Annotated in this window: 26 protein-coding genes; 8 read left to right on the top strand and 18 right to left on the bottom strand. The window is 64.8% G+C overall.

Annotation, left to right across the window (positions count from 1 at the left end; translation table 11 throughout):
• Positions 1 to 30: 30 nt before the first annotated feature.
• Positions 31 to 1,515: a lipopolysaccharide biosynthesis protein gene (locus tag H3Z74_RS18760; protein WP_187761072.1), complete on the top strand. Its 1,485-nt coding sequence runs from the start codon at positions 31 to 33 to the stop codon at positions 1,513 to 1,515.
• Here H3Z74_RS18760 and H3Z74_RS18765 read toward each other — a convergent pair.
• A complete protein-coding gene (locus tag H3Z74_RS18765; RefSeq protein ID WP_187761073.1) occupies positions 1,503 to 1,931 on the bottom strand; it encodes a CBS domain-containing protein in 429 nt (142 codons plus the stop codon). The genes H3Z74_RS18760 and H3Z74_RS18765 overlap by 13 nt on opposite strands.
• 84 nt (positions 1,932 to 2,015) lie before the next feature.
• Between H3Z74_RS18765 and H3Z74_RS18770 the strand changes: the two genes are divergently transcribed.
• Entirely contained in the window at positions 2,016 to 2,291 is a 276-nt protein-coding gene (locus H3Z74_RS18770) for a hypothetical protein (protein ID WP_187761074.1), read from the top strand.
• A gap of 149 nt (positions 2,292 to 2,440) precedes the next feature.
• Here H3Z74_RS18770 and H3Z74_RS18775 read toward each other — a convergent pair whose 3' ends face one another.
• The 8 genes from H3Z74_RS18775 to hisS form a co-directional block, all read right to left on the bottom strand.
• Positions 2,441 to 3,952: a DUF4139 domain-containing protein gene (locus H3Z74_RS18775; RefSeq protein WP_229726673.1), complete on the bottom strand. Its 1,512-nt coding sequence runs from the start codon at positions 3,950 to 3,952 to the stop codon at positions 2,441 to 2,443.
• Entirely contained in the window at positions 3,909 to 5,507 is a 1,599-nt protein-coding gene (locus H3Z74_RS18780; protein WP_187761075.1) for a DUF4139 domain-containing protein, read from the bottom strand. Before H3Z74_RS18780 ends, H3Z74_RS18775 begins: the two co-directional genes overlap by 44 nt.
• Positions 5,508 to 5,511: 4 nt before the next feature.
• Positions 5,512 to 6,924, bottom strand: coding sequence for a DUF4139 domain-containing protein (locus tag H3Z74_RS18785; RefSeq protein ID WP_187761076.1), 1,413 nt, complete (start codon positions 6,922 to 6,924; stop codon positions 5,512 to 5,514).
• Positions 6,925 to 7,065: 141 nt separating this feature from the next.
• Positions 7,066 to 8,118 carry a DUF4167 domain-containing protein gene (locus tag H3Z74_RS18790; protein ID WP_229726674.1) on the bottom strand — a complete coding sequence of 351 codons (1,053 nt, stop codon included), beginning with the start codon at positions 8,116 to 8,118 and terminating at the stop codon, positions 7,066 to 7,068.
• A 272-nt stretch (positions 8,119 to 8,390) separates the two neighbouring features.
• Entirely contained in the window at positions 8,391 to 9,920 is a 1,530-nt protein-coding gene (locus tag H3Z74_RS18795) for a hypothetical protein (protein WP_187761077.1), read from the bottom strand.
• A gap of 123 nt (positions 9,921 to 10,043) precedes the next feature.
• Positions 10,044 to 10,913: a peptide chain release factor N(5)-glutamine methyltransferase gene (gene prmC / locus H3Z74_RS18800; protein ID WP_187761078.1), complete on the bottom strand. Its 870-nt coding sequence runs from the start codon at positions 10,911 to 10,913 to the stop codon at positions 10,044 to 10,046.
• Between the two features lie 53 nt (positions 10,914 to 10,966).
• A complete protein-coding gene (prfA, locus tag H3Z74_RS18805; RefSeq protein ID WP_187761079.1) occupies positions 10,967 to 12,043 on the bottom strand; it encodes a peptide chain release factor 1 in 1,077 nt (358 codons plus the stop codon).
• 22 nt (positions 12,044 to 12,065) lie between these two features.
• Positions 12,066 to 13,310, bottom strand: a complete 1,245-nt coding sequence (hisS, locus tag H3Z74_RS18810) for a histidine--tRNA ligase (RefSeq protein WP_187761080.1) — start codon at positions 13,308 to 13,310, stop codon at positions 12,066 to 12,068.
• A gap of 49 nt (positions 13,311 to 13,359) precedes the next feature.
• Between hisS and H3Z74_RS18815 the strand changes: the two genes are divergently transcribed.
• From H3Z74_RS18815 to H3Z74_RS18830, 4 genes are all read left to right on the top strand, one after another.
• Positions 13,360 to 14,007, top strand: coding sequence for a DUF1345 domain-containing protein (locus tag H3Z74_RS18815; protein ID WP_187761081.1), 648 nt, complete (start codon positions 13,360 to 13,362; stop codon positions 14,005 to 14,007).
• A 121-nt stretch (positions 14,008 to 14,128) separates the two neighbouring features.
• Positions 14,129 to 16,036 carry a M61 family metallopeptidase gene (locus tag H3Z74_RS18820; RefSeq protein ID WP_187761082.1) on the top strand — a complete coding sequence of 636 codons (1,908 nt, stop codon included), beginning with the start codon at positions 14,129 to 14,131 and terminating at the stop codon, positions 16,034 to 16,036.
• Positions 16,037 to 16,067: 31 nt separating this feature from the next.
• Positions 16,068 to 16,616 carry an inorganic diphosphatase gene (ppa, locus tag H3Z74_RS18825; protein WP_187761083.1) on the top strand — a complete coding sequence of 183 codons (549 nt, stop codon included), beginning with the start codon at positions 16,068 to 16,070 and terminating at the stop codon, positions 16,614 to 16,616.
• On the top strand, positions 16,613 to 17,299 hold the full coding sequence (locus H3Z74_RS18830; RefSeq protein ID WP_187761084.1) for a hypothetical protein: 687 nt from the start codon (positions 16,613 to 16,615) through the stop codon (positions 17,297 to 17,299). Before ppa ends, H3Z74_RS18830 begins: the two co-directional genes overlap by 4 nt.
• Here H3Z74_RS18830 and H3Z74_RS18835 read toward each other — a convergent pair.
• The 5 genes from H3Z74_RS18835 to H3Z74_RS18855 form a co-directional block, all read right to left on the bottom strand.
• Positions 17,253 to 17,642: a TfoX/Sxy family protein gene (locus H3Z74_RS18835; protein WP_187761085.1), complete on the bottom strand. Its 390-nt coding sequence runs from the start codon at positions 17,640 to 17,642 to the stop codon at positions 17,253 to 17,255. The two genes, H3Z74_RS18830 and H3Z74_RS18835, sit on opposite strands and share 47 nt — an antisense overlap.
• 12 nt (positions 17,643 to 17,654) lie before the next feature.
• Positions 17,655 to 17,975: a DMT family transporter gene (locus H3Z74_RS18840; RefSeq protein WP_187761086.1), complete on the bottom strand. Its 321-nt coding sequence runs from the start codon at positions 17,973 to 17,975 to the stop codon at positions 17,655 to 17,657.
• Positions 17,975 to 18,457: a GNAT family N-acetyltransferase gene (locus H3Z74_RS18845; protein ID WP_187761087.1), complete on the bottom strand. Its 483-nt coding sequence runs from the start codon at positions 18,455 to 18,457 to the stop codon at positions 17,975 to 17,977. Before H3Z74_RS18845 ends, H3Z74_RS18840 begins: the two co-directional genes overlap by 1 nt.
• Positions 18,454 to 19,341 carry a DMT family transporter gene (locus H3Z74_RS18850; RefSeq protein WP_187761088.1) on the bottom strand — a complete coding sequence of 296 codons (888 nt, stop codon included), beginning with the start codon at positions 19,339 to 19,341 and terminating at the stop codon, positions 18,454 to 18,456. Before H3Z74_RS18850 ends, H3Z74_RS18845 begins: the two co-directional genes overlap by 4 nt.
• Positions 19,342 to 19,715: 374 nt before the next feature.
• Positions 19,716 to 20,057 (bottom strand): winged helix-turn-helix transcriptional regulator, encoded by a 342-nt coding sequence (locus tag H3Z74_RS18855; RefSeq protein WP_187761089.1) that lies wholly within the window; start codon positions 20,055 to 20,057, stop codon positions 19,716 to 19,718.
• Between the two features lie 143 nt (positions 20,058 to 20,200).
• On the opposite strand from H3Z74_RS18855, the gene H3Z74_RS18860 reads away from it, so the two are divergent.
• Positions 20,201 to 21,103, top strand: a complete 903-nt coding sequence (locus H3Z74_RS18860; RefSeq protein WP_187761090.1) for an NAD(P)-dependent oxidoreductase — start codon at positions 20,201 to 20,203, stop codon at positions 21,101 to 21,103.
• Here the strand turns inward: H3Z74_RS18860 and H3Z74_RS18865 are convergent.
• The 3 genes from H3Z74_RS18865 to H3Z74_RS18875 all read right to left on the bottom strand — a co-directional run bounded on the left by H3Z74_RS18865 (position 21,100) and on the right by H3Z74_RS18875 (position 24,011).
• A complete protein-coding gene (locus tag H3Z74_RS18865) occupies positions 21,100 to 21,591 on the bottom strand; it encodes a retropepsin-like aspartic protease family protein (RefSeq protein ID WP_187761091.1) in 492 nt (163 codons plus the stop codon). The genes H3Z74_RS18860 and H3Z74_RS18865 overlap by 4 nt on opposite strands.
• Positions 21,592 to 21,718: 127 nt before the next feature.
• Positions 21,719 to 22,837: a flavodoxin-dependent (E)-4-hydroxy-3-methylbut-2-enyl-diphosphate synthase gene (gene ispG / locus H3Z74_RS18870; RefSeq protein ID WP_187761092.1), complete on the bottom strand. Its 1,119-nt coding sequence runs from the start codon at positions 22,835 to 22,837 to the stop codon at positions 21,719 to 21,721.
• A 58-nt stretch (positions 22,838 to 22,895) separates the two neighbouring features.
• Positions 22,896 to 24,011, bottom strand: coding sequence for a DUF3089 domain-containing protein (locus H3Z74_RS18875; RefSeq protein ID WP_187761093.1), 1,116 nt, complete (start codon positions 24,009 to 24,011; stop codon positions 22,896 to 22,898).
• 72 nt (positions 24,012 to 24,083) lie between these two features.
• Here H3Z74_RS18875 and H3Z74_RS18880 point away from each other — a divergent pair, with 72 nt between their 5' ends.
• Positions 24,084 to 25,265: an acyltransferase family protein gene (locus tag H3Z74_RS18880; protein ID WP_187761094.1), complete on the top strand. Its 1,182-nt coding sequence runs from the start codon at positions 24,084 to 24,086 to the stop codon at positions 25,263 to 25,265.
• Here H3Z74_RS18880 and H3Z74_RS18885 read toward each other — a convergent pair.
• Positions 25,219 to 26,061 (bottom strand): LytTR family DNA-binding domain-containing protein, encoded by an 843-nt coding sequence (locus H3Z74_RS18885; protein WP_229726676.1) that lies wholly within the window; start codon positions 26,059 to 26,061, stop codon positions 25,219 to 25,221. The two genes, H3Z74_RS18880 and H3Z74_RS18885, sit on opposite strands and share 47 nt — an antisense overlap.
• Positions 26,062 to 26,135: the final 74 nt, after the last annotated feature.

The raw sequence follows: 26,135 nt of genomic DNA on the forward strand, positions 1-26,135 counted from the left end.
TTTAAAGGCTTTGCTGCTACCTCCAAAATCATGGAAACGACCGCCCCAGCCCCGAATCAGTCCCCCGAATCGCTCGGGAATCAGGTCAGAAGTGCCGTAATCTGGCGTTCCGGCAGCCAGATCGTCGCTCAGCTCGTCATGTGGGCCGCGACATTCCTGGTGATTCGGATTCTCGACCCGCATGATTACGGCCTGTTCGCGATGACCGGCGTGATCATGGTCTTCCTCAACATGCTCAACGGCTATGGCCTGGCCAGCGGGCTGATCCAGCAGGCCGAGATCGGCAAGCGCGAGATTCGTCAGCTGTTCGGCATGTTGATCCTGCTGAATTTCGGTCTTGGCCTCGCGCAGTTCCTGCTCGCCCCGCTCGCTGCCGCCTATTACCGCCAGGACATTGTCGCGCACCTGCTGCGCGTGCAGGCACTGCTCTATCTCACCACCCCATTCATTGCGCTCCCCTATGCGTTGCTGTCGCGCTCGATGGAGTTCCGGCTTCAGGCACGGGTCAACATCATCGCCTCGGTCGCCAGTGCGGTCGCTGCGCTCGGTGGTGCGCTTGCGGGCTGGGGCGTCTGGACCCTGGTGTTCGCGCCGATCGTGCTGTTCACGGTGCGTGCGGTCGGCATGACCATCGCGGCGAACTCATTGGTCTGGCCGAGCTTCGACTTTCGCGGTGCGGGCGGCCTGGCACGCTATGGCGGCGTGATGGCGGCGAGCCAGCTCTTCTGGTTCGCACAGAGCCAGGCGGACGTGTTCATCGCCGGCCGGCATTTCAGCCCGCACATGCTCGGCATCTATACCACCAGCCTGTTCCTGACGCAGATCTTCGTATCGAAGTTCGTGCCGCCGCTGAACGAGATCGCTTTCTCCGCCTATGCCCGGATCCAGCATGACGGCGCAGCCGTGGCGAATGCCTTTGCGCGCAGCGTGCGAATCATCATGGTCGCGGCCCTGCCCTTCTATTTCGGTCTTGCCGTCACCAGTGAGCCGCTGGTGCTGACCGTCCTGGGCGAGAAATGGGCCGAGGCGGTTCCGGTCGTCCATCTGCTGGCGCTCGCGATGCCATTCATGACCTTGCAGATCCTGTTCTCGCCGGCCTGCGACGCACTCGGCAAGCCCGGGATCGGGGTCAGCAACGGCGCGGTCGGCGCAGTGTTGCTGTCGATCGCCTTCATGATCGGCGTGCGCTGGGGCGCGACCGGAATCGCCTGGGCCTGGATCGCCGCCTATCCGCTCTATCTCGCAATCAGCCTGTGGCGATCCCTTCCGGTGATCGGCACCTCGATTCGCGCCCTGGCCGATGCCATCGCTCCGGCCTTGTTCGCGGCGATCGGCATGGCGCTCGCCGTCCGTCTGGTCGATGCAGCCCTGCCGCCGATGGGCCCGTTACCGCGCCTCGCGATTCTCGTGACGGCCGGCGCGGCCGTCTATGGCGCCTGGCTGATGGTCTTCGCACGCCAGGTGGTTCGCGAACTGATCGCGGTGGTACGCAAACAGCCGCTTCAGGCAGACTGAATATAGCTGCGCATCGCTTCCGCATCGGCCTCGATCCGGTCAATGCGATATTTGACGAGGTCGCCGATCGACACCACCCCGACCACCTGGCCGTCCTGGACCACCGGCAAATGGCGAATCCGCCGCCGCGTCATCAGCGACAATGCGCCGATCACGGCTTCGGATAGCCCGACGGTGATCGCCGGAGAGGTCATGACATCACCGACCCTGGCGTCGAGTGCGGCGGCGCCATGCGCCTCCAGCCCATGGATCACGTCGCGTTCGGAAAAGATGCCAACGACATTGGCCCCGTCCATCACCGGCACCGCACCGATCCGTCGCTGCGCCAGCAGGGCAACCGCTTCACGCACGCTTTGCTGCGTCGTCACCGATATGACTTCCCGGCCCTTGCCGCCCAGGATCGCCGCGATCGTCATGGTTCGTCTCCTCTTTGCCCAGCCCGTTTTTCCCGAGTCTTCGAGGCGGTTGAGGATTCCACCTTTGCGGGGCAAAGCGCAAGCATGAGCACGCCCACCGGACTCGATGATCCCGATTATGCCGCCTTCGCCTGGCGGCGGTTCCGCCGTATCCTGGCATGGATGGGGCTCGCCACGGCGATCGTCATCGCTGTCGCGATCGTCGGGCTCGATCATTTTTATGGCCCGCTGTCGTGGATCGCGATCCTGGCGACGATCGGCGGCGTCGGCGGCTCGGTCATGCTTGCCGCCGCACTGATGGGATTGGCATTCCTCAGCTCGGGCACCGGCCATGACGAATCGGTCAAGGATATCGACTAGGCCGGGAACCGGGCGCTACCGCCCGGTCTCCAGCTTCAACGCGAAATCGAGCGTCGCCTCGCCATTGGCCGGGACTGTGACGCGCCAGGCCTTTTGCCCCTTGCGCTCGACCAGCTTGGCGCTGGCATTTGCCAGCTTGTAGGGAATGATCAGTTCGAACGTTTCCGGCGTCGACCGTGCATTGGTAACGCTGAGGCGATAGGGTTTGCGCCGCTCGGATGGGCGCTTGGCGACGATCCGGTAGCGTACATCGCTGCTCTCGCCGGTGCCGAATTCCACCTCGTCGCCGATCGCGCGGTCGGCCAGGTCGCTCTCGCCGACCAGCAGCGAGTCGCCGCCGGCCCGTTCGAACACCGCAACTCCGCCCGCGGGCAGTGGCAGGCCCAGGCCCTTGGCCTCGAGATTCTCGGTGCGCAGGACTCGCGTTGCCGCTTCGCTTTCGGGCCCGTCGCCATCCGCGTCATAGTCGAATGCCTCGAACGTGCCGGTATAGACACGGTCGAACCGAACCTTTTGCGATCGATCATCGCCACCTGCTTGCGGCTCATCGCCGCGACCGTGACGGGTTCAGGGATGCGGTAGAGTTTGAGGTCGCCGAGTTCCTCCTGCTTGGCCATTATAACAGTGACCGGCACAGCCGATTCGGCCATCAAGCCGCTTCTCCGTTGGGCGGTTACGATGATGTCCGCGCCATAGGCCATCATCGCCACCGGCACCGGCTCCGGCCGGGCTGGAGGATCGATCCCCCAGCCCGGATGCGTGCTGGTATTGTCCATCGGCCAGCAGCTCAGATGAAGCGCCGGCTCGGGGCCCTTGGGCAAGGGCTGATTGGCTTCCTTGTTCGGCGCGCCCGCCACCGCGTTGGTATTGGCGGCGGCGAAGCCCTGGCTGCCGCCATTCACCACCGTCAGCCAGGCGAACAGGTCGAGCGTGTCCCCGTCATCGGCGACGCGCGCGACATAATGCGCCGACCAGTCAAAGCCCTGTGCGAGATAGGAGAGCTGGATCGTCGCCGTCGCTGCGGTCACCGTATCGGTCACGACCGACAGGGTCGGCTTGGCCGCAAGATCCTCGGGTACGCCGGGATAGGACAAGGCTTCGGGCAGGCCCGAACAACCCAGCGCTTCGATCCCTTCGGCGGTGGTCAGGACCACGCCGCGATTCGGCCCGGCCTGGATCACCGCCTCGCCGATCGTCGTCTTGCCGGTGGCGCGGTCGGTGCGGCGGATCGTCACGCGGCGCTTGAGATAGGCATCGACCAACGTTGCCGGCCCAAGCAGTCGCGCATCGCGATTCTTCTCGTTCACCCGGCGCGGCAGGCCGGTGACGATCGCGGTTTCCGGCATCATGCCTTCGGAAACCCCTTCGAAGCGGATCGTCGAGCGGCCGGCGGGAAGCGTGATGGTGCGGGTTTCGGTGATCAGCGCATAGCCCCCGGGCCAATTGCCGTCGGCCGCGCCCTGACTGCGGCCGGGATCACGGTAAAGCGTGACGGAGATCGCATCGATCTTCTCCGACTGGACCAGCATTTGCGCACTGGCCGGCAGCGCCGCAACCAGCAGGGTCAGCGCCGGCGCGAAAGCGACCCGGACGAGCAGAGGAGCGATGCGCCGCACCTCAGCCGCGCCGATCGAATGCCAGGTCGAGTGATACACTCCCATTGGCGGGCACCATGACTCGCCAGGCCTTGCGCCCCTTGCGCTGAATCAGCTTGTCGCTGGCCGAATCGACCTTGGCCGGTAAGGCGAGCTCGAACGTCTCGGGTGTCGCTCGTGCATTGGTCACCCGCACCTTGAAAGCGGCGCGCTGCTTCGTCGCAGGCAGTGCCACCGTTACGAAACGAATATCGTTGCTTGCGCCGGCGCCGAATTCGACCTCTTCACCGATCGCGCGATCCGCCAGGCTGCTCTCAGCGACCAGCATCGGCGCATTACGGGCGGATTCGAACACCGCCACCCGGCCCGCGGGCAAAGGCAAGCCGAGGCCCTTGGTATCGAGATTCTCGGTGCGCAGGACCAGGCTCGCCGCAATCGGCGGCGTTTCGCCGGCCGAGCGATAGCGCCAATTGCCAAAGTCGCCGGTATAGATGCGGTCGAAGCGCACCCCCTTGCGATCGATCATCGCCACCTGCTTGCGGCTCAGGGCGGCAACAGTGACCGGCTCTGGAATACGATACAGCTTCAGGTCGCCCAGCTCCTCCTGCTGCGCCATCACTACCGGCGCTGGCGGCGGAGGGGGAGGCGGCGGCGGCGGCGGTGCCATTGCCCGCATCATCATCCTCTCGCGGCGCGACCCGGTCACGACAAGATCTTCGCTCTCTTCGTCCATGCGCGGCGGCGGCGCCCGCTCGATGCTCCATTTCGGATAGGTGCTGGTGATGTCCATCGGCCAGCATTTCAGATGCAGCTGCGGCGCCGGTCCTTTCGGCAGCCGCGCCGCCGCTTCGCGGTGAAGGCCGCCCGCAACCGCCTGGGTATCGGCATCGGCAAAACCCTGGCTGCCGCCATTGGCGGCGGTCAGCCAGGCGAACAGGTCGAGCGTCTCTCCGTCATCGCCGATCCGCGCGACATAATTGGCCGACCAGTCAAACCCTTGCGCCAGATAGGAAAGCTGCACCGTCGCCGTCGCCGCCACGGCATTGTCGGTCGTGACCGACAGTGTCGGCTTGGCGGCCAGGTCACCGGGCACGCCGGGATAGGACAGCGATTCGGGCAAGCCCGAACAGGATAATGCCTCTGCGCCGGCAGCCGTGGTGATCACCACGCCGCCAGCCGGCCCGGACTGGATCACAGCCTCCTCGGTGGTGGTCTTGCCGGTGGCGCGACTGGTGCGGCGGATCGTCACGCTGCGCTTCAGATAGGCATCGACCAATGTCGCCGGCCCGAGCAGCCGCGCATCGCGATTCTTCTCGTTCACCCGGCGCGGCAAGCCGGTGACGATCGCGGTTTCCGGCATCATGCCTTCGGAAACCCCGGCGAAGCGGATCGTCGAGCGGCCGGCAGGAAGCGTGATCGTACGCGTCTCGGTGATCAGCGCATAGCCGCCCGGCCAGCCTGGGCCGATCGCCCGCTCGCCGCGACCCGGCTCACGATACAGCGTGACCGAGATCTTATCGACGCGCTCGGAATTGACGATGGCTTGCGAAGCGACGGGCGTCTGCGCCGCAGCCGGCGCCGCGGTTAGAAAAAGCGCGGAAAGGACGGCGATGCGGTGCATCGGATCAATAGCGCGTGTCGAACACCACGGTCACCGACGCCTTGCCATTGCCCGGAACCGGCACCTTCCATTCCATCCGGTCGGCCGAGACGCGCTCGCCGGTGATGCTCTGATCGATGACGCGGACATCGCCCCACAGGCCGTTCTGCGCCAGGTCGATGGTCACCGCATCCGGTCGGGCGTTGGAGAAATCATAGCGCATTGATGTGCGCCAGCGCGACGACGACAGGCGCTTGCGCTCGACCACCACTGCCGCGCCCTTCACGTCGAACGCCTCGCCGGTGCGGATCGACATTTGCGACCCCATCGGCGCGGCGGCGACGCGGCTCTCGCCGATGAACTGCGGATCGCCGCGCTTGTCGCGCATATAGACGCGGATCGTGCCCGCCGGCAGCTGATCGCCGAGCCCGCCCGTGCGCGAGGTGGAGAATTTGAGTACCGTCGCGGCGCTGCGCGGCTCGGCCTGGGTTTCGAGCCAGCCATTGGTCCATTCATAGGTCTTGCGCGCGGCGACGCCCTTCACATCCAGGAAGCTGACCTGCTTCTGCTGTGCGTTGGCGATCGTCGTGCGCTCGCCCAGCGGATAGAGATAATAGTCGCCGAGCTTTTCGCGCGGCCCCGTCTCGGTGCCGGCCACCTCGAGCGTCGCATCACCAAGCTGCGAGAAACCACCCGCGCCGCGATTGGGATTGCCCGCGACAAGCAGCACATCGGCATTGCGATAGGTGGTGCCGGTGCTGTTGGTCAGCGTGACCCAGCCCTGCACATCGATCGCGCCCTTCGCTTCGTCGAACAGCATGACATAGTCGCTGGTCCAGCCGAGGCCCGGCGTCAGATAGGTGAGCGTCGCCGGCACCCGGCCCGCCTTCGCCACCTGCAGCGTGACCGACAAAGTCGGGCGGGCGCGGAGATTCTCCGGCACCTTGTCGAAGATCACGCGGACCGGCAGGCCGTCGTCGCGCAATACTTCGATCCGGCTCCCGATCTGCAGCACGATGCCGCCATTGGCCGCCAGCACGCGCGCCTGTTCGCGCGTCTCCGCACCGGTTGCCGGGTTGGTGCGCACGATCGTCACGACCGAGCCGACCGCTTTCTCCATCAATTTATCGGGCGAGAGCAGGTCGTAATCGAAATTCTGTTCGACGATACCGATGCCGGGCCCGCCAAGCGTCACCGTCTCGGAACGGATCTGCGCCGAGACGTCGGGGAAATCCTGCCGCGTCCGGCCGGCGTCGAGATCGAGCTGCCGGACATCCTGCACCAGCGACTGGCCGTTCTGATAGATCGTGACCGCGACATCGCCCTGAGCATTGGCCGCCAGCGGATTGGCGGTCTGCGGGGCGGCGGTCTGCGCCTGAGCCGGAGCCTGAGCGATCAGGGGTAGCGCCAGTGCCGCCGTGCCGATCCAGTACCGCATTCCCACTCTCCCCGATCGCTTCTCGGGGGCCATGCTAGAGGGCAATGGTGACAGGTCAACGGCAAGTCGCAGGGTATAAAAGGAAAAGGCCGGCCCAGCGGATGCCGGGCCGGCCTTTGCCGGTTCATTGTCGTCGGCCAATTACTCGACGGCGGTCGACTCGTCAGTCGTCGCTGCACGCGTGCGGCGTGCCCGGGGCTTCTTCTCGGGCACTGGCTCGGCGTCGGGCACGATCGCCGAGATGCCGAGCGACGGCGGCAGCCGATCCGGCTCGAACATCGGCGCCTCTTCCCGGACTACGGCCGGCGCAGCATCGCGCCGCGGGCGGCCGCGCCGCCGTGGTTCCTCCTGAATCGGAGCCGCTTCGGGCTGCGGCGCAGTCTCTTGACGCGGGGCCTCGTCCTGGCGTGGTGCGCGGTCCACACGCGGAGCGCGGGTTTCGCGACGCGCCGGGGCGACGTCCTGCTCGTCCTGTGCGTAGGGTGCGCGATTCACGCGCTCATTGCCGTTGCGGTCGCCGCGATCGGTGTTCGCGTTCCGGTCGTTGCGCTCGTAGCGGTCGCCCCGGTCGTTGGATTGACGCTGCGGCCGGTCGCCATTCTGGCGATCGTTATTGGGCCGGTCGTTGTTGGGCCGGTCATCGCCGCGATCGTCGCGGACATAGCGATCGGCACGATCGGCGCGATCATTGTCGCCGCCATTGCCCCCGCCGTTACCCCCGCCATTACCATTGCCGCGCGCCGGACGACGATCATCGTCATACTGGCCGTTGCCGTTCTGACCACCATTGCCCTGATAGCCCTGGTTCTGGCCACCCTGGTTACGGTCGTGCGGACGCTGCTGCGGCTCGACGCGGGCGATCGGCTCGCCGTCCTCGTCATATTCCTGCTCGTCCTCTTCGAACGCCGCGCCGCCATTCTGGCGCCGGTTGTCCTCGAAGCGCGACCGGGTTTCCGCGAGCACGCGGAAATAATGGTCCGCGAACTGCAGATAATATTCGGTGTTGACGCGGTCGCCCTGCATCTGTGCGTCGCGCGCCAGCGTCTTGTATTTCTCGAGCAGCTGGCTCGCGTTGCCGCGCGCCCGGTTGTCGATACGGTTGCCATTATCCGGGCGGCCCGAATTACCCTGCGGGCGCTGTTGCTGCCCGCCACGACCGCGACGGCGGCCGGCCTGACGATTATTGTTAATCAAGTGCTGTTGTCCTGTCCTTCGAAACCAACCGGCTAGTGCTCCGCAACAATGTGGATGCAATGCTCCTTGGCCTGTGTTCGCCGACCTTCGGCGAAACGAGCCTGCCACGACCGCCGGACTGCAGCGGTGCCATGACGAAGGAGATGGGCAACAGCCCGTTTTCAACCAGTTATGGTGAAAGCGCGTGCCCCTGTCCGTTCAATAGCGGCTGGCGCGCCAATCTCCAAGCGGAAATATGTTACCGCGTGGGGACAAGTTCAAGGAACTCGCTTTCAGGAGGCGTGGCTGGTGTGCACCGTGATATAGGCGCTCGACAGGGGCGCCGCATCGGCCGGAATTCCGACGAGGTCGGGATGCATCCAGTCGGGCGGATACGGCCCATCGACCGTTTGGTGCGCCGCGCCCTCGTTGATCCACTCGCTCCCATAAGCACCGACATAGGGCATCATGCCGATCGTCTTGGTGACCAAGGGCTGCCAGCCCGGTGGCGCAAGGAACACCGCCGTAGCCCGCGTCTCGCTGTACGGACACGCCGCAAAGGTGGACATGTTCCAGCGCGTATCCTTGAAGCTCGAATAATCCGCCATGTGCCGCGTGCCGCCGGTCATGCCCTGCTGCTGCCACCCCTCGAGCTGGATATACGCGTTGTAATCGCCCCCATCGGTCGCGTCCGGCACGGTCTTTCCGGTCATGAAGGCATTGAGTATGCCCGCCGGCCCGATCGCCTCATCGACATAATCATAGGCGACCGTCGCCGGCATGGTCTCGCCAGTGATGTTCAGATAATAGCGCGCCGTGTTGGTGGTACTAAGCGGCGAACAATAATGCGACGTACCGCCATCCGGACGGCCCCAGGCACTGGAACCATTGAACCAGGCATAGAAGTCACGGTTGCGATTATAGCCTCCAACATCGTTCGTCGCGCAGATCGTGACGATATGGGCGCCGGCGACCAGCAATGTCAGGAAAGTGTCGACCGCGGTCTGGTTCCAGTTCCCGCCATCGAAGAATGACAGGCCGGCATAACCGCTCAGCGTGAAGACCGCAGCTTTTCCCTTCGTCGCGGCATAATCGATTTCGGGAATCCACAACATCGGCGGGCTGGGTGTCGCGCTGATAAAGCCTTTCAGCAAGCCGATCAGATAGGCGTCGGGCGCGGCACATTTGGTAGCGTCGCCGGTCATCCAGCAACTGCTCAACATCGCGACCATGGTCTTGAGCTGCCCGCCGGTCAGGTCGTAATAATGGATCGCCGGCGGCATGCCCGCCCCGACCGAGCTCGTGATATGGGTGGATACCGTCGCAATGCCATCGACATTGCGCACCCCGGTGTTGAACATCGCGTTGGTGAGGTCAGCAAAGACATACGAGAAAGCGTTGGCAATCGTCATCGGCGTCGCGGTCAGCGACATGATCATGATCGTCGACCCTTCCCGCTGCGGCCGCCCGTCATAAAGCGTGATATTGGCCACGACCGAACTGGCGCCGATCGTCTCGCTCGAGATCGAGGCGGCGAAGGCGGCGATCGGTGTGATCGACAGGCTGGTATTGTCGGCCTGCGACGACGCGCAATACGCGACCGTCAGGCATTCCAGACCCTGATAATTATTCTGATGGAATGCGAGCGTTCCGGACATCGCCTCGGACGTGTTGCTGCCAGTAAAGCTCTGATGCTTCATCGGCGCGATATTCTGGTTGGTCGCGGACAGCGCCGTGCCACTGGTAAAATCGTTGATCGAACAGATGTTCAGATGTGCGGCGTTCGAAACCTGAATGTTGATCGAGCGCGTGACGTTGGACATGACTTCTCCCCCGGCGGACCGGTTCGAAACCCGGCATTAGCAGGGGCCTGAGTTTTCCAATCGAAGCTTGAGATCAGATTCCATTTCGGCTGCGTTCCATACGCGGGCGATATGCCTCCCCGTTCAGGAGAGGCGAGCGGTCACGCAGCGCTCGATTCCACCCAGATCGGATCGAATTCCCGTCGCCAGCCCCTGCGCACCAAGCAATTCGGCCACTGCCGCCGCCTGCCCGGCACCGACCTCGATACAGGCGACCCCATCCGGTGCGAGCAAGGCGGGAAGCTGCGGCGCGATGATGCGGTAATCGTCGAGCCCGTCCGCGCCGGCAAACAGCGCCCCGGCCGGCTCATGATCGCGCACTTCGGCGGGGAGCGTGTCGCCGGTCGCGATATAGGGTGGATTGGCAAGAATCAGGTCGAATTCGCCCTCCAGACCCTTGGCCCAATTGCCGAACCTGAAGGACACACGATCGCCCATCTCTAGATTGCGCGCATTGATCGCGGCATAGCCAAGCGCCTTGTCAGATGCATCGATGCCGAGCCCATTCGCCCCGGGCCATTGCGACAGGGCGGCGAGCAGCAGCGTGCCAGGCCCTGTCCCCAGATCGAGGATCCGGCTCGGGGCGCGATCGCCGAAATGCGCGACCGCCGCCTCGATCAGCGTCTCGCTATCGGCGCGCGGCACCAGTGCGCCGGGGCCGACGGCGAGGTCGATCGTCCAGAAGGCGCGGCTGCCGGTGATATAGGCGATCGGCTCATGCGCGAGGCGGCGCGCGACCAGCGCGGCAAAGGCTTCCGGCACGGCGGCGTCTAGATGGTTGAGCAGGAGCTTCTCGCGCGACATGCCAAGGGCATGGGCCATCAGCAGCTCGGCATCGAGGCGCGGCGTTTGCGAACTGGCGGCGAAGACAGTCGCCGCCTTGGCGAGCGCCGCCCTGACTCCTCTCCCGCCTGCGAAAGGGGTCGGGGGAGGGCCTGTCACAGGCGCCACCATGGGCGGGACAGGCCCTCCCTAGCCCCTCCCGCAAGCGGGAGGGGAATAAGAGATCAGGCCGCATCCAGCGTCGCCAGCCGTTCGGCCTCGTCCTCGGCGATCAGCGCGCTGACCAGCTCGTCCATCTCGCCCTCAAGAATCTCGGGCAGGCGGTGCAGGGTCAGGTTGATGCGGTGGTCGGTCACGCGGCCTTGCGGGAAATTATAGGTGCGGATCCGCTCCGAGCGGTCACCCGATCCGACCATCGATTTGCGCGCGCCGGCGCGCTCATTGTGCAGCCGCTCGCGCTCTGCCTCATAAAGTCGGGTGCGCAGGACCTTCAGCGCCTTGGCCTTGTTCTTGTGCTGCGATTTTTCGTCCTGCTGGATCACCACCAGCCCGGTCGGGATATGCACGATGCGCACCGCGGAATCGGTAGTGTTGACCGATTGCCCGCCGGGACCCGACGATCGGTACACGTCGATGCGCAGATCCTTGTCGTCGATCTTGACGTCGACCTCTTCCGCCTCGGGCAGCACCGCCACCGTCGCCGCGGAGGTATGGATCCGCCCCTGCGCTTCGGTCGCGGGGACGCGCTGCACGCGGTGCACGCCGCTTTCGAACTTCAGCCGCGCGAACACGCCCTTGCCCTCGACCGAGGCGATCGCCTCGCGAAACCCGCCGGATTCGGAGCTTGAGGCGGAGATCAGCTCGACCCGCCAGCCCTGGCGCTCGGCATAGCGCTGATACATGCGGAACAGGTCGCCCGCGAACAACGCCGCCTCGTCACCACCGGTCCCGGCGCGGATTTCGAGCATTGCCGCACGCTCATCGGCGGCATCGCGCGGCAGCAGCGACAGTGCCAACGCCCGCTCGGCGGCGGGCAGGGTCGCGCGGATCGCCTCGATCTCCTCGCGCGCCATCTGCTTGATCTCGGGATCGCTGTCATTCTCCATGCCTGCAAGCACTTCGAGCTCGGCGCGCAACCGCCGCACTTCGCCCGCCGCCCGCGCGACCGGTTCGAGTTCGGCATATTCCTTCGACACCGCGACGAAGCGGTCGGAGGGCAAGTCGCCAGTCGCCATCTGCGCCTGCAACTCGTCGCGCCGCGCCTCGATCTGCGCGATCCGTGCTGCGGAGATGCCGGTCATGCGGCCGGCCGGCCTTCAATCGTCAACGCAGCGCCTCCGCCAGGGCGTCGAGCGCCACTTCTTTCTGCGTACCGGGGCCCAGTTCCTTGACGGCGGCGACGCCCTTTTCGAGCTCATTGTCGCCAAGGATAACGGCAAAGCGCGCACCCTGCGCATCCGCTTTCGCCATCCGCCGCTTCATGTTGCCGCGATACGCCATGTCGACGGCGACCCCGGCCCGACGCAAATCGGCAACGATAGCCAGCGCTCGCGCTTCCGCGGCGGCACCCATTGGAACGATCACTGCGTCGACCTTCTCGACCGCCGGCTCGTCCAGCAGCATCGCCAGCCGTTCGATCCCCGCCGCCCAGCCGATCCCCGGCGTCTCAGGCCCGCCTAGCGAACCGATCAGCCCGTCATAACGCCCGCCGGCAAGCACCGTGCCCTGTGCGCCGAGCCGGTCGGTGACGAATTCGAACGCGGTGTGGCGATAATAATCGAGGCCCCGCACCAGCCGCGAATTGCGCGTCCAGGCGACGCCGGCCGCATCCAGACCCTTGGCCACGCTTTCGAAGAACGCGCCCGCCTCGGGCGTCAGATAGGCGTCGATATCGGGGGCGGCCTCGGCGATCGGTCGGTCCTTCGGATCCTTGCTGTCGAGGATGCGTAACGGATTGCGGGTTAGCCGGTCCTTGCTGTCCTGCGACAGATCGCCTTCGTGCTGCTCAAAATGGGTAACCAGCGCCGCGCGCCAGGCATCGCGCGTCTCGGCATCGCCCAGCGTGTTGAGCTGCAGGGTCACACCGTCATCGATCTTGAGCTCGCGCAGCAGCTGATCGGCCAAGACCAGCAACTCGACATCCGCCGCCGCTTCGGGCGCGCCGATGATCTCGGCGTCGATCTGGTGGAACTGGCGGTAACGGCCCTTTTGCGGGCGTTCGTAGCGGAACACCGGCCCATGCGCGACGAGCTTCAGCGGCGCATATTGCTGCCAGCCCTCGGTCAGATAGGCGCGCGCGATGCCGGCGGTGAATTCGGGCCGCAGGGTGAGCGAATCGCCGCCGCGATCCTCGAAACTGTACATCTCCTTCGACACGACATCGGTCGTTTCGCCGAGCGAGCGCGCGAACACGGCGGTCGATTCGAAGATCGGCACCTCGACGCGCTGGAAACAATAAAGTCGCCGCACCCGCTCGAACGTGTCGATGACCTGCGCGAAGCGGCGCTGCTCCTCGCCGAAGATGTCCTGGGTGCCGCGAATGCGCTTGGGGGTTTCGATACGTGCCATTTGCGGCTGCTCTCTATGCGAGCGCGGGAAGGAGCGCTAGACCTTCGGCATGGCAGCGAAAAACTCGGGTCTGCAGCTCGGCAACAGGATCGCACCGCCGCGCTTCCTTGCCTTTGCTATCCTGTTCGTCATCGGCCTCGCCATTTTGATCCCGCCACTGGGCAAGGGATTGGGCACGATGGCGGCATTCGATATCGCCGCCGCCGCGTTCCTGGCCCTGGTCACGCCGCTGCTGGGAAGCAAGGCCGACGCGATGCGCGCCCATACCAAGGACAATGACGCCAACCGCGCCTTGCTGCTTGCCATCACCGCCACGGTGACGATCGTGATCCTGGTTTCGGTCGTGAGCGAGATGATGGGCGGCAAGAGCACCAGCTTTGGCACCGCATTGATCGTCGTCACGCTGATCCTCGCCTGGCTGTTCTCCAACACAATCTATGCGCTGCACTATGCGCACCTCTTCTACCTCGACAACGGCACCGGCAAGGACAGCGGCGGGGTCGATATCCCCAAATGCTCCGAGCCCGACTATTGGGACTTCGTATATTTCAGCTTCACCCTCGGCATGACTTTCCAGACCTCGGACGTAGAGATCACCGCACCGCGCATCCGCCGCGTGGTGATCGGCCATTGCCTTGCCGCCTTCGTGTTCAACATCGGGGTGCTTGCCTTCACCATCAACGTGCTGGGCGGCTGAGGTATCTCCCGTTCGCACGACCGGATCAAACGGCACTTGAGCGGCTGAAGGGGTGGACGCCCGCTGCCTCGGGGGCTTAAGCCACGCACAACCTCCCCTTTGCCGAAAGGCCCCGCTCCTGATGATCCGTCCGCTTATCACCGCCGCGATGCTCGCCTCCGCCGCCACCCCCGCGCTCGCCGAGAATTCGAAGCCGCAGCCGGTGCCCTTTGTCGATACCATCCCGGCGGCGCGCGACATCGCCTATCCCGGCACGATCACGCTCGACGTCGATGCCACCGATACCAGGCGCGGCATCTTCACGGTCAGGGAAAGCATCCCGGTCAAGGAAGCCGGCCCGATGGTGCTGCTCTATCCGAAATGGCTCCCCGGCGCGCACAGCCCGCGCGGCGAGATCGAGAAGCTCGCCGGCCTGTTCATCACCGCGAACGGCAAGCCGGTGCCGTGGAAGCGCGACCCGGTCGATGTCTTCGCTTTCCATATCGACGTGCCGAAGGGCGCGAAAGCGCTCGATATCAGCCTGAAATTCCTGTCGGCGACCAAGACGGATCAGGGCCGCATCGTCATGACGCCGAAGATGCTCAGCCTGCAGTTCAACTCGATGAGCCTGTATCCGGCGGGCTATTTCACACGCCAGATTCCGATCAAGGCGACGGTGAAATATCCCGATGGCTGGACCGCCGCGTCGGCCCTGACGGCCAAGGCGGTCGGATCGACCTATGCCTATGAAAAGACCAATTACGAGGTGCTGGTCGATTCCCCCGTTTTGGCCGGGCGCTATTACAAGCGCTGGGCGCTCAGTCCGCGCGTCAATCTGAACGTGGTCGCCGACACGCCCGAGGAACTGGTCGCGACCCCCGAACAGATCGATGCGCACAAGAAGCTGGTCGAGCAGGCGGTGAAGAATTTCGGCGCGCAGCATTACGACAATTATGAATTCCTGCTCTCGATCACCGACGAACTGGGCGGGATCGGGCTTGAGCATCACCGCTCGTCCGAAAACGGGGTGAAGCCGGGCTATTTCACTAAATGGAAGGACGGCCCGGGGTCGCGCAATCTGTTGCCGCACGAATTCACCCATAGCTGGGACGGCAAGTTCCGCCGCGGCGCCGACCTGTGGACGCCCGACTTCCGCACGCCGATGCGCGGCAGCCTGTTATGGGTCTATGAAGGCCAGACGCAATTCTGGGGCTATGTGCTGCAGGCGCGCTCCGGCATCGTGTCGAAACAGGATACGCTCGACATGTACGCCTCGATCCTGGCCAGCCTCGACAATCGCCCGGCGCGCGACTGGCGGCCGATGGTCGACACGACCAACGATCCAGTGATGTCGCAGCGCAAGCCCAAGGGCTGGACCAGCTATCAGCGCTCCGAGGATTATTACAATGAGGGCCTGCTGATCTGGATGGAGGTCGATTCGATCCTGCGCAAACAGTCCGGCGGGACCAAATCGATCGACGATTTCGCGAAGGCGTTTTTCGGGATCAACGACGGCGACTGGGGCCAGGTGACCTATACTTTCGACGACGTGGTTGCGACGCTCAATGCCATCCAGCCCTATGACTGGAACGGCTTCCTCGGCACCCGGATCAACGAAACCGGCGCACCCGCGCCACTCGGCGGGTTCGTCGCGAACGGCTACAAGCTGATCTATACCGATGAGCCGACGCTGGCGTTCAAGAACAGCGAAATGACCGGAAAGAAGACCGACCTGACCTATTCACTGGGGCTGGTGATCGACAAGGATGCGGAAATCACCGCGGTCGGCTGGGACAGCCCGGCCTATAAAGCGGGCCTCGACATCGGCATCAAGGTGCTGGCAGTCAACGACCTCGCCTATAGCGACACCATCCTCAAGGCGGCGATCGTCACGGCAAAGACGGCGAAGGACCCGATCCGGCTGCTGGTCAAGAATGGCGAACGGATCGACACCATCGCCATCGACTATCATGGCGGGCCGCGCTATCCGCGCCTGGAAAAAATCGGCTCCGGAGAGGGTGGCCTGGATAAGCTTCTGATGCCGCGGTGACGCGGCGAACGACGATTTCCAAAGGAATGATATGCGTATCGACATGATTCCGGTCGGCGACGATCCGCCGAACAGCCTCAACGTCATCATCGAGGTGCCGGTCGGCGGCGAGCCGGTGAAATATGAATTCGACAAGAAATCGGGCGCGCTGTTCGTCGACCGCATTCTGCATACGCCGATGCGCTACCCGGCCAATTACGGCTTCGTACCGCACACTTTGTCGCCCGATGGCGATCCGCTCGACGCGCTGGTCATCGCCCGCTCGCCCTTCATTCCGGGCAGCGTCGTGCGCGTCCGGCCGATTGGCGTGCTTAAGCTCGAAGACGAAGCCGGCGGCGATGAAAAGCTGATCACCGTGCCGGTCGACACGACCTTCCCCTATTACACCGATGTCGGCGAGCGCGGCGATCTGCCCTCGATCGTCCTCGCCCAGATCGAGCATTTCTTCACCCACTATAAGGATCTGGAGCCGCAGAAATGGGTCCGGATCGGCAGCTGGGGCGATGCCGAGGAAGCGCGCCGCATCGTGGTCGAGGCGATCGAGGCAGCCAAGGTGGCCAAGGCCGCGGAACCGGCTTGAGCAACCGGGCAGCCTGGCGGTGGTGCGCGGCGGCAGGTGTCGTCGCATTCCTCTGTTCCTGGCTGTTCGGTCAAATCCCCGGTCTGGTCGCGTGCGGTCCGATCGGGGACCTCACCCCGATCATCGCGTTCGAATTCGTGCGCACACCGGCCGAGGTGGCGCTGCTGTTCGGCAGCGACCCCTGCCGGTCGGCGCTGGTCGCAGCGCAAAAGACCGGCCTGCTGCTCGACGAATTCGGCTTCATCCCCGCCTATACGGCCTTCCTGATTCTCGGTGCGCTGGCGACGGGCAAGCGCGGCATGCTGCGCACGCTGACCATCGCCGCACTGGCGATTGCCGGACTCAGTGACGAGATCGAAGGCGTACTGCTCTACACAATCCTGCGCGACCTGCCCGGCACCCAGGCGCTGCTCGATCCCTTGTGGTGGGCGGTGCATGTCAAATTCGCGTTTCTGGCACTCGGCACGGCGGGCATCGGCGTGGCGCTGATCACAGGCCGCAAATGGCTCGCCGTTGTCTTTGGGCTGATCCTGCTCGGTGGTGGGCTGTACGCACTGTACGGCCTGACCATCTTCCCGATAGGCGGCATGATGAGCGCTTTCGCACTCGCCTGGGTCGCGCTGCTGATCGCCGCGCTTATCGCGTCGTTCGCGCCCCGGCTTTTTTCACGCCGCTCTTTTTAGCTTTGGCTTTCTTGGGCGGCGCGCGCAGCCCAGCCGCCACCGCCAGCCCGCCCCATTCCCTGAGCGCATCGGCATCGTCATAGACATCGTCGGGCGCACGCCGATAATTCATCGACTTGAGCTCGCCGTTCATCTCGACGGTGAAGCGCGCACAACCCGCCGCATCCCAGGCCGCGTCGCTTTCCGCATCCGCCTTGAACCACAGCGCCTCCCGGCCAACGATCGCGAACACTATGCCGTCGAGATAGAGCGTCGCACCGCCCATCATGCGGCGCATCGTCACCGTACCGACCGGCGCCATCGCCTCGGTGACCCAATCGACCAGTCCGGTATCCAATGCCATCCAGTCCTCCTCTCAATGCCCCGATGTCAGCTTGAGCCCGGCAATGCACAGGACCACGCCGAGGATCAGCAGCAGCCGCGGCAGCGTCGCCGGCTCGCCGAACCAGGCGATCCCGACCAGCACCGTGCCAAGCGCGCCGATTCCGCCCCAGACGGCATAGGCCGTCCCCATCGGAATGGTTCGCGACGCGACTTCGAGCAGCCCCATCGACAAGGTGACCGAGACGAGAAAGCCGGCGGTCCAGGGCAGATTGCGAAAGCCATCGACATAGCGAAGGCAGGTGGTGAAGCCGATCTCGAAACAGCCGCCGATGATCAGCAGGATCCAGGCCATCAACTGCGCCCGGCCAGCTTGACGAGTGCGTTGCCGGAGACGCGTTGCGTGGTCCATTCCTCCATCGCCTCGGCGCCCATCGCGCGGTAGAAATCGATCGCGCGGACGTTCCAGTCGAGCACCGCCCATTCGAACCGCGCACAGCCGCGGTCGACCGCCAGTCCGGCGAGATGAACCAGCAATGCCTTGCCAGCGCCCGATCCGCGCGCGGCCGGCGTGACATAGAGATCCTCGAGCCAGATTCCGCGCACCCCGGTCCAGGTCGAGAAATTATGGAAGAACACCGCCATGCCGACCGGCACGCCGTCCTGCTCGGCGATGATCGCTTCGGCCGCCGGAGGCGAATTGAACAGCGCGTCGTGCAGATGCGGCTCGGTCGCGGTCACCGCATCGGGTTCGCGCTCGAACTCGGCGAGTTCGCGCACGAACCCCAGGATCGTGGCGATATCGGTGGGAACGGCAGGACGGATCGTGATGCTCATAGCGCAGCCTCCACATTGGATATGGGAACGGGACGGCGCCGCGCTGCGATCACGCAGCCAATGATGATCAATGCGGCGCCGGCCAGCGTGAACAGCGAAACGGTTTCGCCGAAGACGAGCCAGCCGAGCAATGCGGCCCACAAGAACGAGGTATATTCGGTCGGTGCGAGATAGCTCGCTTCGCCGCGCGCATAGGCCCAGCTGAGCAACAGCAGCGAGCCGACCGCAAGCAGCGCAGCGCCTGCGATCGCCGGTACATGTTCGAGCGCCGGCACCACGGCGAGCCAGGGCGACGCCAGTGCCAGGATCACCGCAACGATCACGCTCTGGAAAAAGGCGATCTCGATCGGCCCGGCAAGCTGGGCCTGCTGCCGCATCAGGATGATATTGTATGCGTAGCACACCGCCGAGATCAGGATGGAGATGGTGCCGAGCAGCGCCTCATGCCCAAGCTCGGCGCGGGCCTGGCCAGCCAGGATGATGCCCACGCCCGCGATCGCCAGCAGCGAAGCGATGATCGCGGTCCGCCCGACATGTTCCTTGAGCAGTACCGCGGCGAGGAACAGCGCGATCAGCGGTGCGATAAAGGCCAGCGCCACGGCCTGCGCCATCGGCACCCGCGCCAGCCCCCAGAAGAAGGTCACTGCCATGACCGCCGACACGCTGCCGCGAATCAGATGGACGCGCATCACCGCCTTTGCCGGCCAGGCGGTCCGCGTCGCCAGAAACAGCACGCCGCTGATCGCCACCCCCGCCAGGCTGCGCCACAGCAAGGTGTTGTAGGCGCCGATCGCCAGCGTCAGCCCCTTCATCAGCGCGTCCATGCACGAGTACAGGGCGATGCCCAGTGTCGCGATCGCGAAGGCGGTGGTGCTTGGCTTCATACCCGATGCGATAGCGGCGCGGAATCGTCACGTCACCACAACGAATGCCGATCCGGCGGACCACTTGGCGATTCAATCGCTGATCCACTTGTGACAGCGTGCCGGCGAACGGGATGCTTCCGGCATGCCGGCGCGCTATTTCTCATCGTTGGACATCCTGGACATCCGGCACCCCTGTTCCGGCACCTGCGACCCCTGTTCCGCCGCTGTTCCACCGCTGTTACGGATAACAGGGGTCATGAAGCTCAAGTCCTTGAAAACGAGCCGATAAATCTCACCCGAAATCCAACATAACAGGGGTGACGTTTTTTTCGGCGGATAACAGGGGGAAACGCCTGTCGCGGGCACATACTGCCCGGTCCTGCCGGTTCGGATCAGGCCGCTTCCTGCCGCCCGGATTTCCACGTCTCGTGATATTTTCCCCATGCCGACATCGCGGTGACGGCTTCGTTCAGGCTCAGGCCGAGCGGCGTGATCGAATAATCCACGCGCGGCGGCACCTCGCCATGGTCGCAGCGGCTGACCAGTCCGTCGGCTTCCATCTGCCGCAATTGCTGAGCGAGCATCTTTTCGCTGACGCCGCCCAAGGACCGGCGCAGTTCGGCAAACCGGTGCGGGCGCAAATGCAGCTCCCACAGGATTGAGGTTTTCCACTTGCCGCCAATTGCTTCCAAGGCGGCAGCGAAGCCGCAGCTGTCCGGTTCCTTCCGCCTCATTGTCAGATCCCTTTCTTTCGATTTTGGGCGCTTACCTGAAGGTGCGTACTTCTCACCTTCAGCGAAATTTATATCTTCTCACTCAGCGCGGCAAACGCTCTCGACCGTATCGTGACAGGCGGCCGCCCATGGAGAGATGACAAATGAAATCGACTGTCTGCGTTCTCGGCGCGGGCCGGATGGGCTCGTCCATCGTCCGGACATTGCTCGCCGGCGGCCATCCCGTACAGGTGTGGAATCGGACCCGGCAAAAATGCGCACCGCTGGTCGAACTCGGGGCGACACTGGCCGCGAGCGTGGAGGACGGGGTCCGCGCCGCGGATGTCGTGATCGTGAATGTCCTGGATCACACCGCCAGCGATGCGCTGCTGAAACAGGACGTGGTGGCGGCGACACTGCGCGGAAAAACCGTGGTGCAGCTCACCTCCGGCTCGCCGCGCCTGGCGCGCGACGAGGCGCACTGGGTCGAGCAGCAGGGCGGCAGCTATCTCGACGGGGCGATCATGGCCACGCCGGATTTCATCGGCAAGCCGGACACGTCGTTGCTCTATTCGGGTCGCCCGGAGGTCTATGAACGGCACAAGGACCTGCTCCTGGCGCTCGGCGGCAATACGCAATTTGTCGGTGAGGCGCCGGGCCAGGCGTCGGCGCTCGACACCGCCTTGCTGACTCAGATGTGGGGCGGGTTGTTCGGAGCGCTGCAGGGCATGGCGGTCGCTGCGGCGGAGGGCCTCGACCTGCGGGCGTTCGAGAGTCATTTCACTGCCTTCAAGCCGGTTGTCGATGCAGCGCTCTACGATGTGATCGGCCGGACACACGCCCGCCGCTTTGCCGGCGACGACGAAACGCTGGCGTCGCTGGGTGCCCATTATGGTGCGTTTCAGCACTTGCTCGAAGCATGCGAAGAGCGTGGCTTGAATGCCGCGATACCGGACGCGATGGATACGCTCTTCCGCCGGGCGCTTGCGACCGGGAGCGCGGAGGACGACTTCGCATCCCTCGCCCCCCTGCTGCACGGCAGTGCGGCACAGGCCGGCTCGGGCTAGCGCAGAGTCATCTTGTCGTTGCTGATCTGCACATTTTTCAGGCGACGCAGATAGGTGTGGCCGAGCAGCGACATGTCGCTTCCCTCCAGCACCACGGCGCGGACATCGGTCGCGCGCTTGCCGTCGAGCACGATGTCGGCGATCCGCACTTCCTGCCCGCGCACGTCGCCCGAAGCGCCCCGGCCGACGACCTGGAATTGCGACGGGTCGAACACGATATGCGCGCGCTTGGCATCCTCCACCGTCAGCGCGACGGTGTCGGCGCCGGTATCGACCACGAAGCGGATCGGCTCGTCATTGACGTCGGCGATCGCCACGAAGGACCCACTCGGGCTGCGGTCGAGCACCGTCTCGACCGGCACGTCCCTGACCGGCACGGCGCCCTCCGGCTGCGCAGCCGGAGCGGCCGCGACCTTGGGCTTGGCGGTCGGGACGGCCAGGCCGATGGCGATGCCCGTCACGGCCATGATGGCAAGCGCGATCTTCATGCCGCCCGCTGTAGCCGCCAGGCGTTAGGCCGGGGCTAAGAGCGATGGCAAATAATGTCCTAATGGCAATCCTAAGTGCTTCCCCGGTGAAGGCCGGGGAAACAGCATTCAAATACTATCTAAAGCCTCAGGCCGCCGCGCGCGCTTCGTCCGCCGCGTCGATCTCCGCCGCCTTGGCCTCGACCAGCTTGACGATATGTTCGAGCATGTCGGCACTCGACACAGTATGGTCGGTGACGCCCGACAGATAGACCATATGCTTGCCGTTGCCGCCGCCGGTCAGGCCGATATCGGTTTCGCGCGCTTCGCCGGGGCCATTGACCACGCAGCCGAGCACCGACAGCGACATCGGCGTGCGGATATGCTGGAGCCGCTCCTCCAGCGCCTGGACGGTGCGGATCACGTCGAAGCCCTGGCGCGCACAGCTCGGACAGGAGATGACGCGCACGCCGCGGTTGCGAATCCCGAGGCTCTTGAGGATCTCGAAGCCGACGCGCACTTCCTCTTCCGGCTCGGCCGAAAGCGAGACGCGGATCGTGTCGCCGATGCCGTACCAGAGCAGGCTGCCCATGCCGATCGCGCTCTTCACCGTGCCGCCGACGAACCCGCCCGCCTCGGTGATGCCGAGATGCAGCGGGCAATCGACCACTTCGGCGAGCTGCTGGTACGCGGCGACCGCCAGGAACAGGTCGGATGCCTTCACCGCGACCTTGAATTGGTGGAAATCATGGTCCTGCAGCAATTTGATGTGATCGAGCGCCGATTCGACCAAAGCCTCGGGGCAGGGCTCGCCATATTTTTCGAGCAGGTCCTTTTCCAGGCTGCCGGCATTGACGCCGATGCGGATCGCGCAACCATTGGCCTTGGCCGCATTGACGACCTCGCGCACCCGGTCCGACGAGCCGATATTGCCGGGGTTGATGCGCAGGCAGGCGGCGCCCGCATCGGCCGCCTCGAGCGCGCGCTTATAATGGAAATGGATATCGGCAACGATCGGCACGCGGCTCGCGCGGACGATCTGCTTCAGGGCCGCAGTGCTCTCCACATCGGGGCAGGACACGCGGATGATATCGACCCCGGCCTCCTCGCAGCGGCGGATCTGGGCGATCGTCGCCTTCGCGTCGGAGGTCAGCGTATTGGTCATCGTCTGCACGGTGACCGGCGCGTCGCCGCCGACGGGGACGTTGCCGACCATGATCTGGCGGCTCTGGCGGCGCGTGATGTCACGCCACGGACGAAGGGACATGAGGATTCCTCGGGGTATATTCCCGCTCCCTATAGCGCGACCGCGTGGGCGGCGGAACCTATTGCTTCCAGAACGCGCCCAGCCGCACCCAGGCATTCTCACGCAGGTTCATATAGGCGACATTGTAATCGACATTATGGAAGTTGCCGAACGGGATCATCAGGTCGGTATAGGCTTTGCCCGGCGGCGATATGTACAGCGCGCCGTCGCGCATCCGCCCGGAGACCAGCCCGGGTACGGCAGCGGCTGGGGCAGCGCCCGTGCCGTACAGCCAGCCGCCCTTGTTCATCGCCTTGGGCGCCATCGCGTCGCCGGTGCTCCAGCTGTACGGATTGATCCCGGCATAGGGCCGGATCTTCGTCTCGGGCGCGTATTTAGACTGTCGCCCGATATTCACCCGCTGCAGCGACGCATTGCGTCCCTGCGCATAGGTCGACCAGGTCACGACGCAGCCGGTGTCATAGGCCTGGGCGCAGGCGCGCACGTCGCGCAGGCGGCTGAACCAGTCCTTCTCGATCCAGGTGCCGATCAGATAGGCCGCGATCATCCGCCGCGCGACCGGCTTGCCGTCGATCTCGCGCTCGATCAGCAGCCGGCCTAGCCGCGATCCCTGGCTGTGCCCGGCGATGATGAACGGCCGGCCCTTGTTGTGATTGGCAAGGAAATAGCGAAAGGCGCGCGCGACATCGCCATAGGCCAGCTCGGTCGCCGCTTCGCTGTTGGCCGACCATTTGATGTAACCGCCGAGTGTCATCTGGCGGTAGCGCGGCGCATAGATCGCGCAGCAACCATTGAACACGCTGGCCTGGGCGCGGATCGTCGTCTCCTCGATCTTGCGATTGAGTGCTGCGTCGCCGACATCGGCATTCCATTGCGTGCGGCTCATCAGCACGGTCGGATAGATGAAGAAGACATCGGCGTCGGCACTACGCTGGTCGATCGCGGTCACGCCGCGCGGCGTCACATCAGCCTCGTCGCGCGTCGTGGGCAGTGCGGCCCAGTTCGAGGCTCTTGCATAATCCGGCGCCGGCGGCGCCTTGCGCGGGTCGAACGGGAAGGGCGGCGGCTGGTTGTTGCGCGCGATCTTCAGCGCCTGGCCGATCTGCGGCACCGCCGGTGTCGTCGCCCCCGCGACAAGCAAGCCCCCCAATCCGATCCAGCCGCCGATCCGCATCGTCCGTCCTAACCTTTTGGTGATTGGACCGCCGCTATAACAGAATGACGGACTCTTACGAAGCTGGACCATTTGACACAGAGCAGTCGCCATTTCGGCCTTGATTGGCTGCGCATCGCCGCGTTCGGCCTGCTGATCCTGTACCATATCGCCATGGTCTTCGCCCCGTGGGACTGGGTGGTGAAATCCGCCCATACCTATCCCGGGCTGGTCGCGCCGATGGCCGCGCTGACACCGTGGCGCTTGCCGTTGCTGTTCGCGGTGTCGGGCTATGCCTCGCGCAAATTGTTCGAGAAATCGCCCTCGGTTCAGGGCTTTGTACGTTCGCGCTGTGCACGGCTGCTGATCCCTTGGGCCTTCGCGATGGCCGTCATCGTGCCGCCCGAAATGTGGGTGCGGGTATTGGAAAAGGGTTATCCGTTCGGCCTGCTGCACTTCTGGATCAATGATTACTGGCGCATCGGCACCTTTTACGGGCGCAGCTTCCCCAGCGTCGAGCATCTTTGGTTCGTCGAATATCTCTGGGCCTACACCATGCTGCTGGCGGCGTTCCTCGGCTGGGCGGGCGGCGCGGCACGGCTGGAGCGCGGGGTCGAATGGCTGGCAAGCGGCAGCCGGATCCTGTGGGCGCCGCTTGGCCTGCTCATCGCGGCGAAGCTCGCGCTGCTGTTCGTCGTACCCGAACAACAGGGCCTGTTCACCGACTGGGCGGGACACGCGCTGTATGTTCCGGTCTTCCTGTTCGGCTTCGCGCTTGGTGGGTCACGACTGCTTTGGCCGTGCATCGCCCGCCACTGGCGGATGGCCGGGCTGCTTGCGCTGATCAGCGGCGTCTTCGTCATCGCTTTCGAGCTGACCTATCAAGGCGATCACGTCCCGCCCCACCTGCAGATGGCGGTCGACCGGTCGGCCCGGGTCGTGATGGCGTGGAGCATGATCGTCATGCTGCTGCATATCGCCGAGACCTGGTGGAACCGCGATCATCCCTGGCGCGCGACCTTGGGCGAGGCGGTCTTTCCCTTCTATATCATCCATCATCCGGTGATTGTGGTGACGGCTTGGTTCACGCTGCCGCTCGGCCTTACACCCTGGACCGAGTTCGCCCTGCTGTTCGCCGCCACCGCCACGGCATGCATGGCCTTTTACCTGATCGGACGCGAGATCAACTGGCTGCGGCCGCTGATCGGCCTGCGTGCCCGGCCCCGGCTCAGGCCTGCAGCGCGGCCCGATAGCGTCGGCTCCCCCGCACACTGACGCCGTTCGCCAGGTCGACGGTGAAGTCGCCGCTGCGGTCGGTCTCGACCCGGCGGATCGCGGCGCGGCGAACGATACGGCTGCGATGGATGCGCACGAAATCGCCCCCCAGTTCCGCCTCGACCATGGCAAGCGTCGCGCGGTGCAGCAGGGTGCGCGTACCCCAGGCGATCTCGACATAGTTTCCCGCTGCGACGACCTGATCGATCTCCACCGCCGGCACCTGGTGCGTGACCGCGCCGTCCAGCACCGCAAGGAAGGCCGCGCCCGTCTGCTGCCGTGACGGCGTCGCCGCGCCGGCAGTGGCGAGCAGCCATTGCGCGATCGTCGCCATGCCGGCCCATTGCAGGTAGGTGCCGACATCCTTGCGATATTCGTAGAGCAGTGGGTTCTTCAGCGGCCCGAAAAAGTGATACGCCTGTCCTTCAAAGGCATAGAAGATCTTGCGCAGCACGATCATCAATCCGATGTGCCAGGCCGATGCCGGCACGGTCGCAAGCACCAGGATCAGCGCGACCTGGACCCAGGTGAAGCGCGGTGGACGAACCTTTGCGATCATGTACCAGATCGGCGGCGCCAGACTGAGCCAGGCGATGACGCTCGACACCTCCCATACCCAGACATGAGTGCGGGTCACCGGCACGCCCGCCGCGGCGAAGTCGCTCATCATCGATTCGGCATCGGCGACCATGATCGCAGTCAGGATCACTGCAAAGCCGGCGCCAAGCAACAGCGCCAGCCGCCGCCGCGCGCCGTTCGTCCCGCCATCCCCGCCGCTGGTCCCGCTGCCCGTCACTCTCGTCCCCTGCATGCCGCCGCCGGCCCCTCGCCGATACCGGGCGGACGCGCTGCTCGCTAGCCAGCGGCCTC

The organism is Sphingomonas alpina (assembly GCF_014490665.1).
Lineage (GTDB): Bacteria > Pseudomonadota > Alphaproteobacteria > Sphingomonadales > Sphingomonadaceae > Sphingomonas > Sphingomonas alpina.

Excerpts from the sequence above, each read along its gene's own strand:
- H3Z74_RS18760 (WP_187761072.1), top strand. The coding sequence starts at position 31 with ATGGAAACGACCGCCCCAGCCCCGAATCAGTCCCCCGAATCGCTCGGG.
- H3Z74_RS18765 (WP_187761073.1), bottom strand. The coding sequence starts at position 1,931 with ATGACGATCGCGGCGATCCTGGGCGGCAAGGGCCGGGAAGTCATATCG.
- H3Z74_RS18770 (WP_187761074.1), top strand. The coding sequence starts at position 2,016 with ATGAGCACGCCCACCGGACTCGATGATCCCGATTATGCCGCCTTCGCC.
- H3Z74_RS18775 (WP_229726673.1), bottom strand. The coding sequence starts at position 3,952 with ATGGGAGTGTATCACTCGACCTGGCATTCGATCGGCGCGGCTGAGGTG.
- H3Z74_RS18780 (WP_187761075.1), bottom strand. The coding sequence starts at position 5,507 with ATGCACCGCATCGCCGTCCTTTCCGCGCTTTTTCTAACCGCGGCGCCG.
- H3Z74_RS18785 (WP_187761076.1), bottom strand. The coding sequence starts at position 6,924 with ATGCGGTACTGGATCGGCACGGCGGCACTGGCGCTACCCCTGATCGCT.
- H3Z74_RS18795 (WP_187761077.1), bottom strand. The coding sequence starts at position 9,920 with ATGTCCAACGTCACGCGCTCGATCAACATTCAGGTTTCGAACGCCGCA.
- prmC (WP_187761078.1), bottom strand. The coding sequence starts at position 10,913 with ATGGTGGCGCCTGTGACAGGCCCTCCCCCGACCCCTTTCGCAGGCGGG.
- prfA (WP_187761079.1), bottom strand. The coding sequence starts at position 12,043 with ATGACCGGCATCTCCGCAGCACGGATCGCGCAGATCGAGGCGCGGCGC.
- hisS (WP_187761080.1), bottom strand. The coding sequence starts at position 13,310 with ATGGCACGTATCGAAACCCCCAAGCGCATTCGCGGCACCCAGGACATC.
- H3Z74_RS18815 (WP_187761081.1), top strand. The coding sequence starts at position 13,360 with ATGGCAGCGAAAAACTCGGGTCTGCAGCTCGGCAACAGGATCGCACCG.
- H3Z74_RS18820 (WP_187761082.1), top strand. The coding sequence starts at position 14,129 with ATGATCCGTCCGCTTATCACCGCCGCGATGCTCGCCTCCGCCGCCACC.
- ppa (WP_187761083.1), top strand. The coding sequence starts at position 16,068 with ATGCGTATCGACATGATTCCGGTCGGCGACGATCCGCCGAACAGCCTC.
- H3Z74_RS18835 (WP_187761085.1), bottom strand. The coding sequence starts at position 17,642 with ATGGCATTGGATACCGGACTGGTCGATTGGGTCACCGAGGCGATGGCG.
- H3Z74_RS18840 (WP_187761086.1), bottom strand. The coding sequence starts at position 17,975 with ATGGCCTGGATCCTGCTGATCATCGGCGGCTGTTTCGAGATCGGCTTC.
- H3Z74_RS18845 (WP_187761087.1), bottom strand. The coding sequence starts at position 18,457 with ATGAGCATCACGATCCGTCCTGCCGTTCCCACCGATATCGCCACGATC.
- H3Z74_RS18850 (WP_187761088.1), bottom strand. The coding sequence starts at position 19,341 with ATGAAGCCAAGCACCACCGCCTTCGCGATCGCGACACTGGGCATCGCC.
- H3Z74_RS18855 (WP_187761089.1), bottom strand. The coding sequence starts at position 20,057 with ATGAGGCGGAAGGAACCGGACAGCTGCGGCTTCGCTGCCGCCTTGGAA.
- H3Z74_RS18860 (WP_187761090.1), top strand. The coding sequence starts at position 20,201 with ATGAAATCGACTGTCTGCGTTCTCGGCGCGGGCCGGATGGGCTCGTCC.
- H3Z74_RS18865 (WP_187761091.1), bottom strand. The coding sequence starts at position 21,591 with ATGAAGATCGCGCTTGCCATCATGGCCGTGACGGGCATCGCCATCGGC.
- ispG (WP_187761092.1), bottom strand. The coding sequence starts at position 22,837 with ATGTCCCTTCGTCCGTGGCGTGACATCACGCGCCGCCAGAGCCGCCAG.
- H3Z74_RS18875 (WP_187761093.1), bottom strand. The coding sequence starts at position 24,011 with ATGCGGATCGGCGGCTGGATCGGATTGGGGGGCTTGCTTGTCGCGGGG.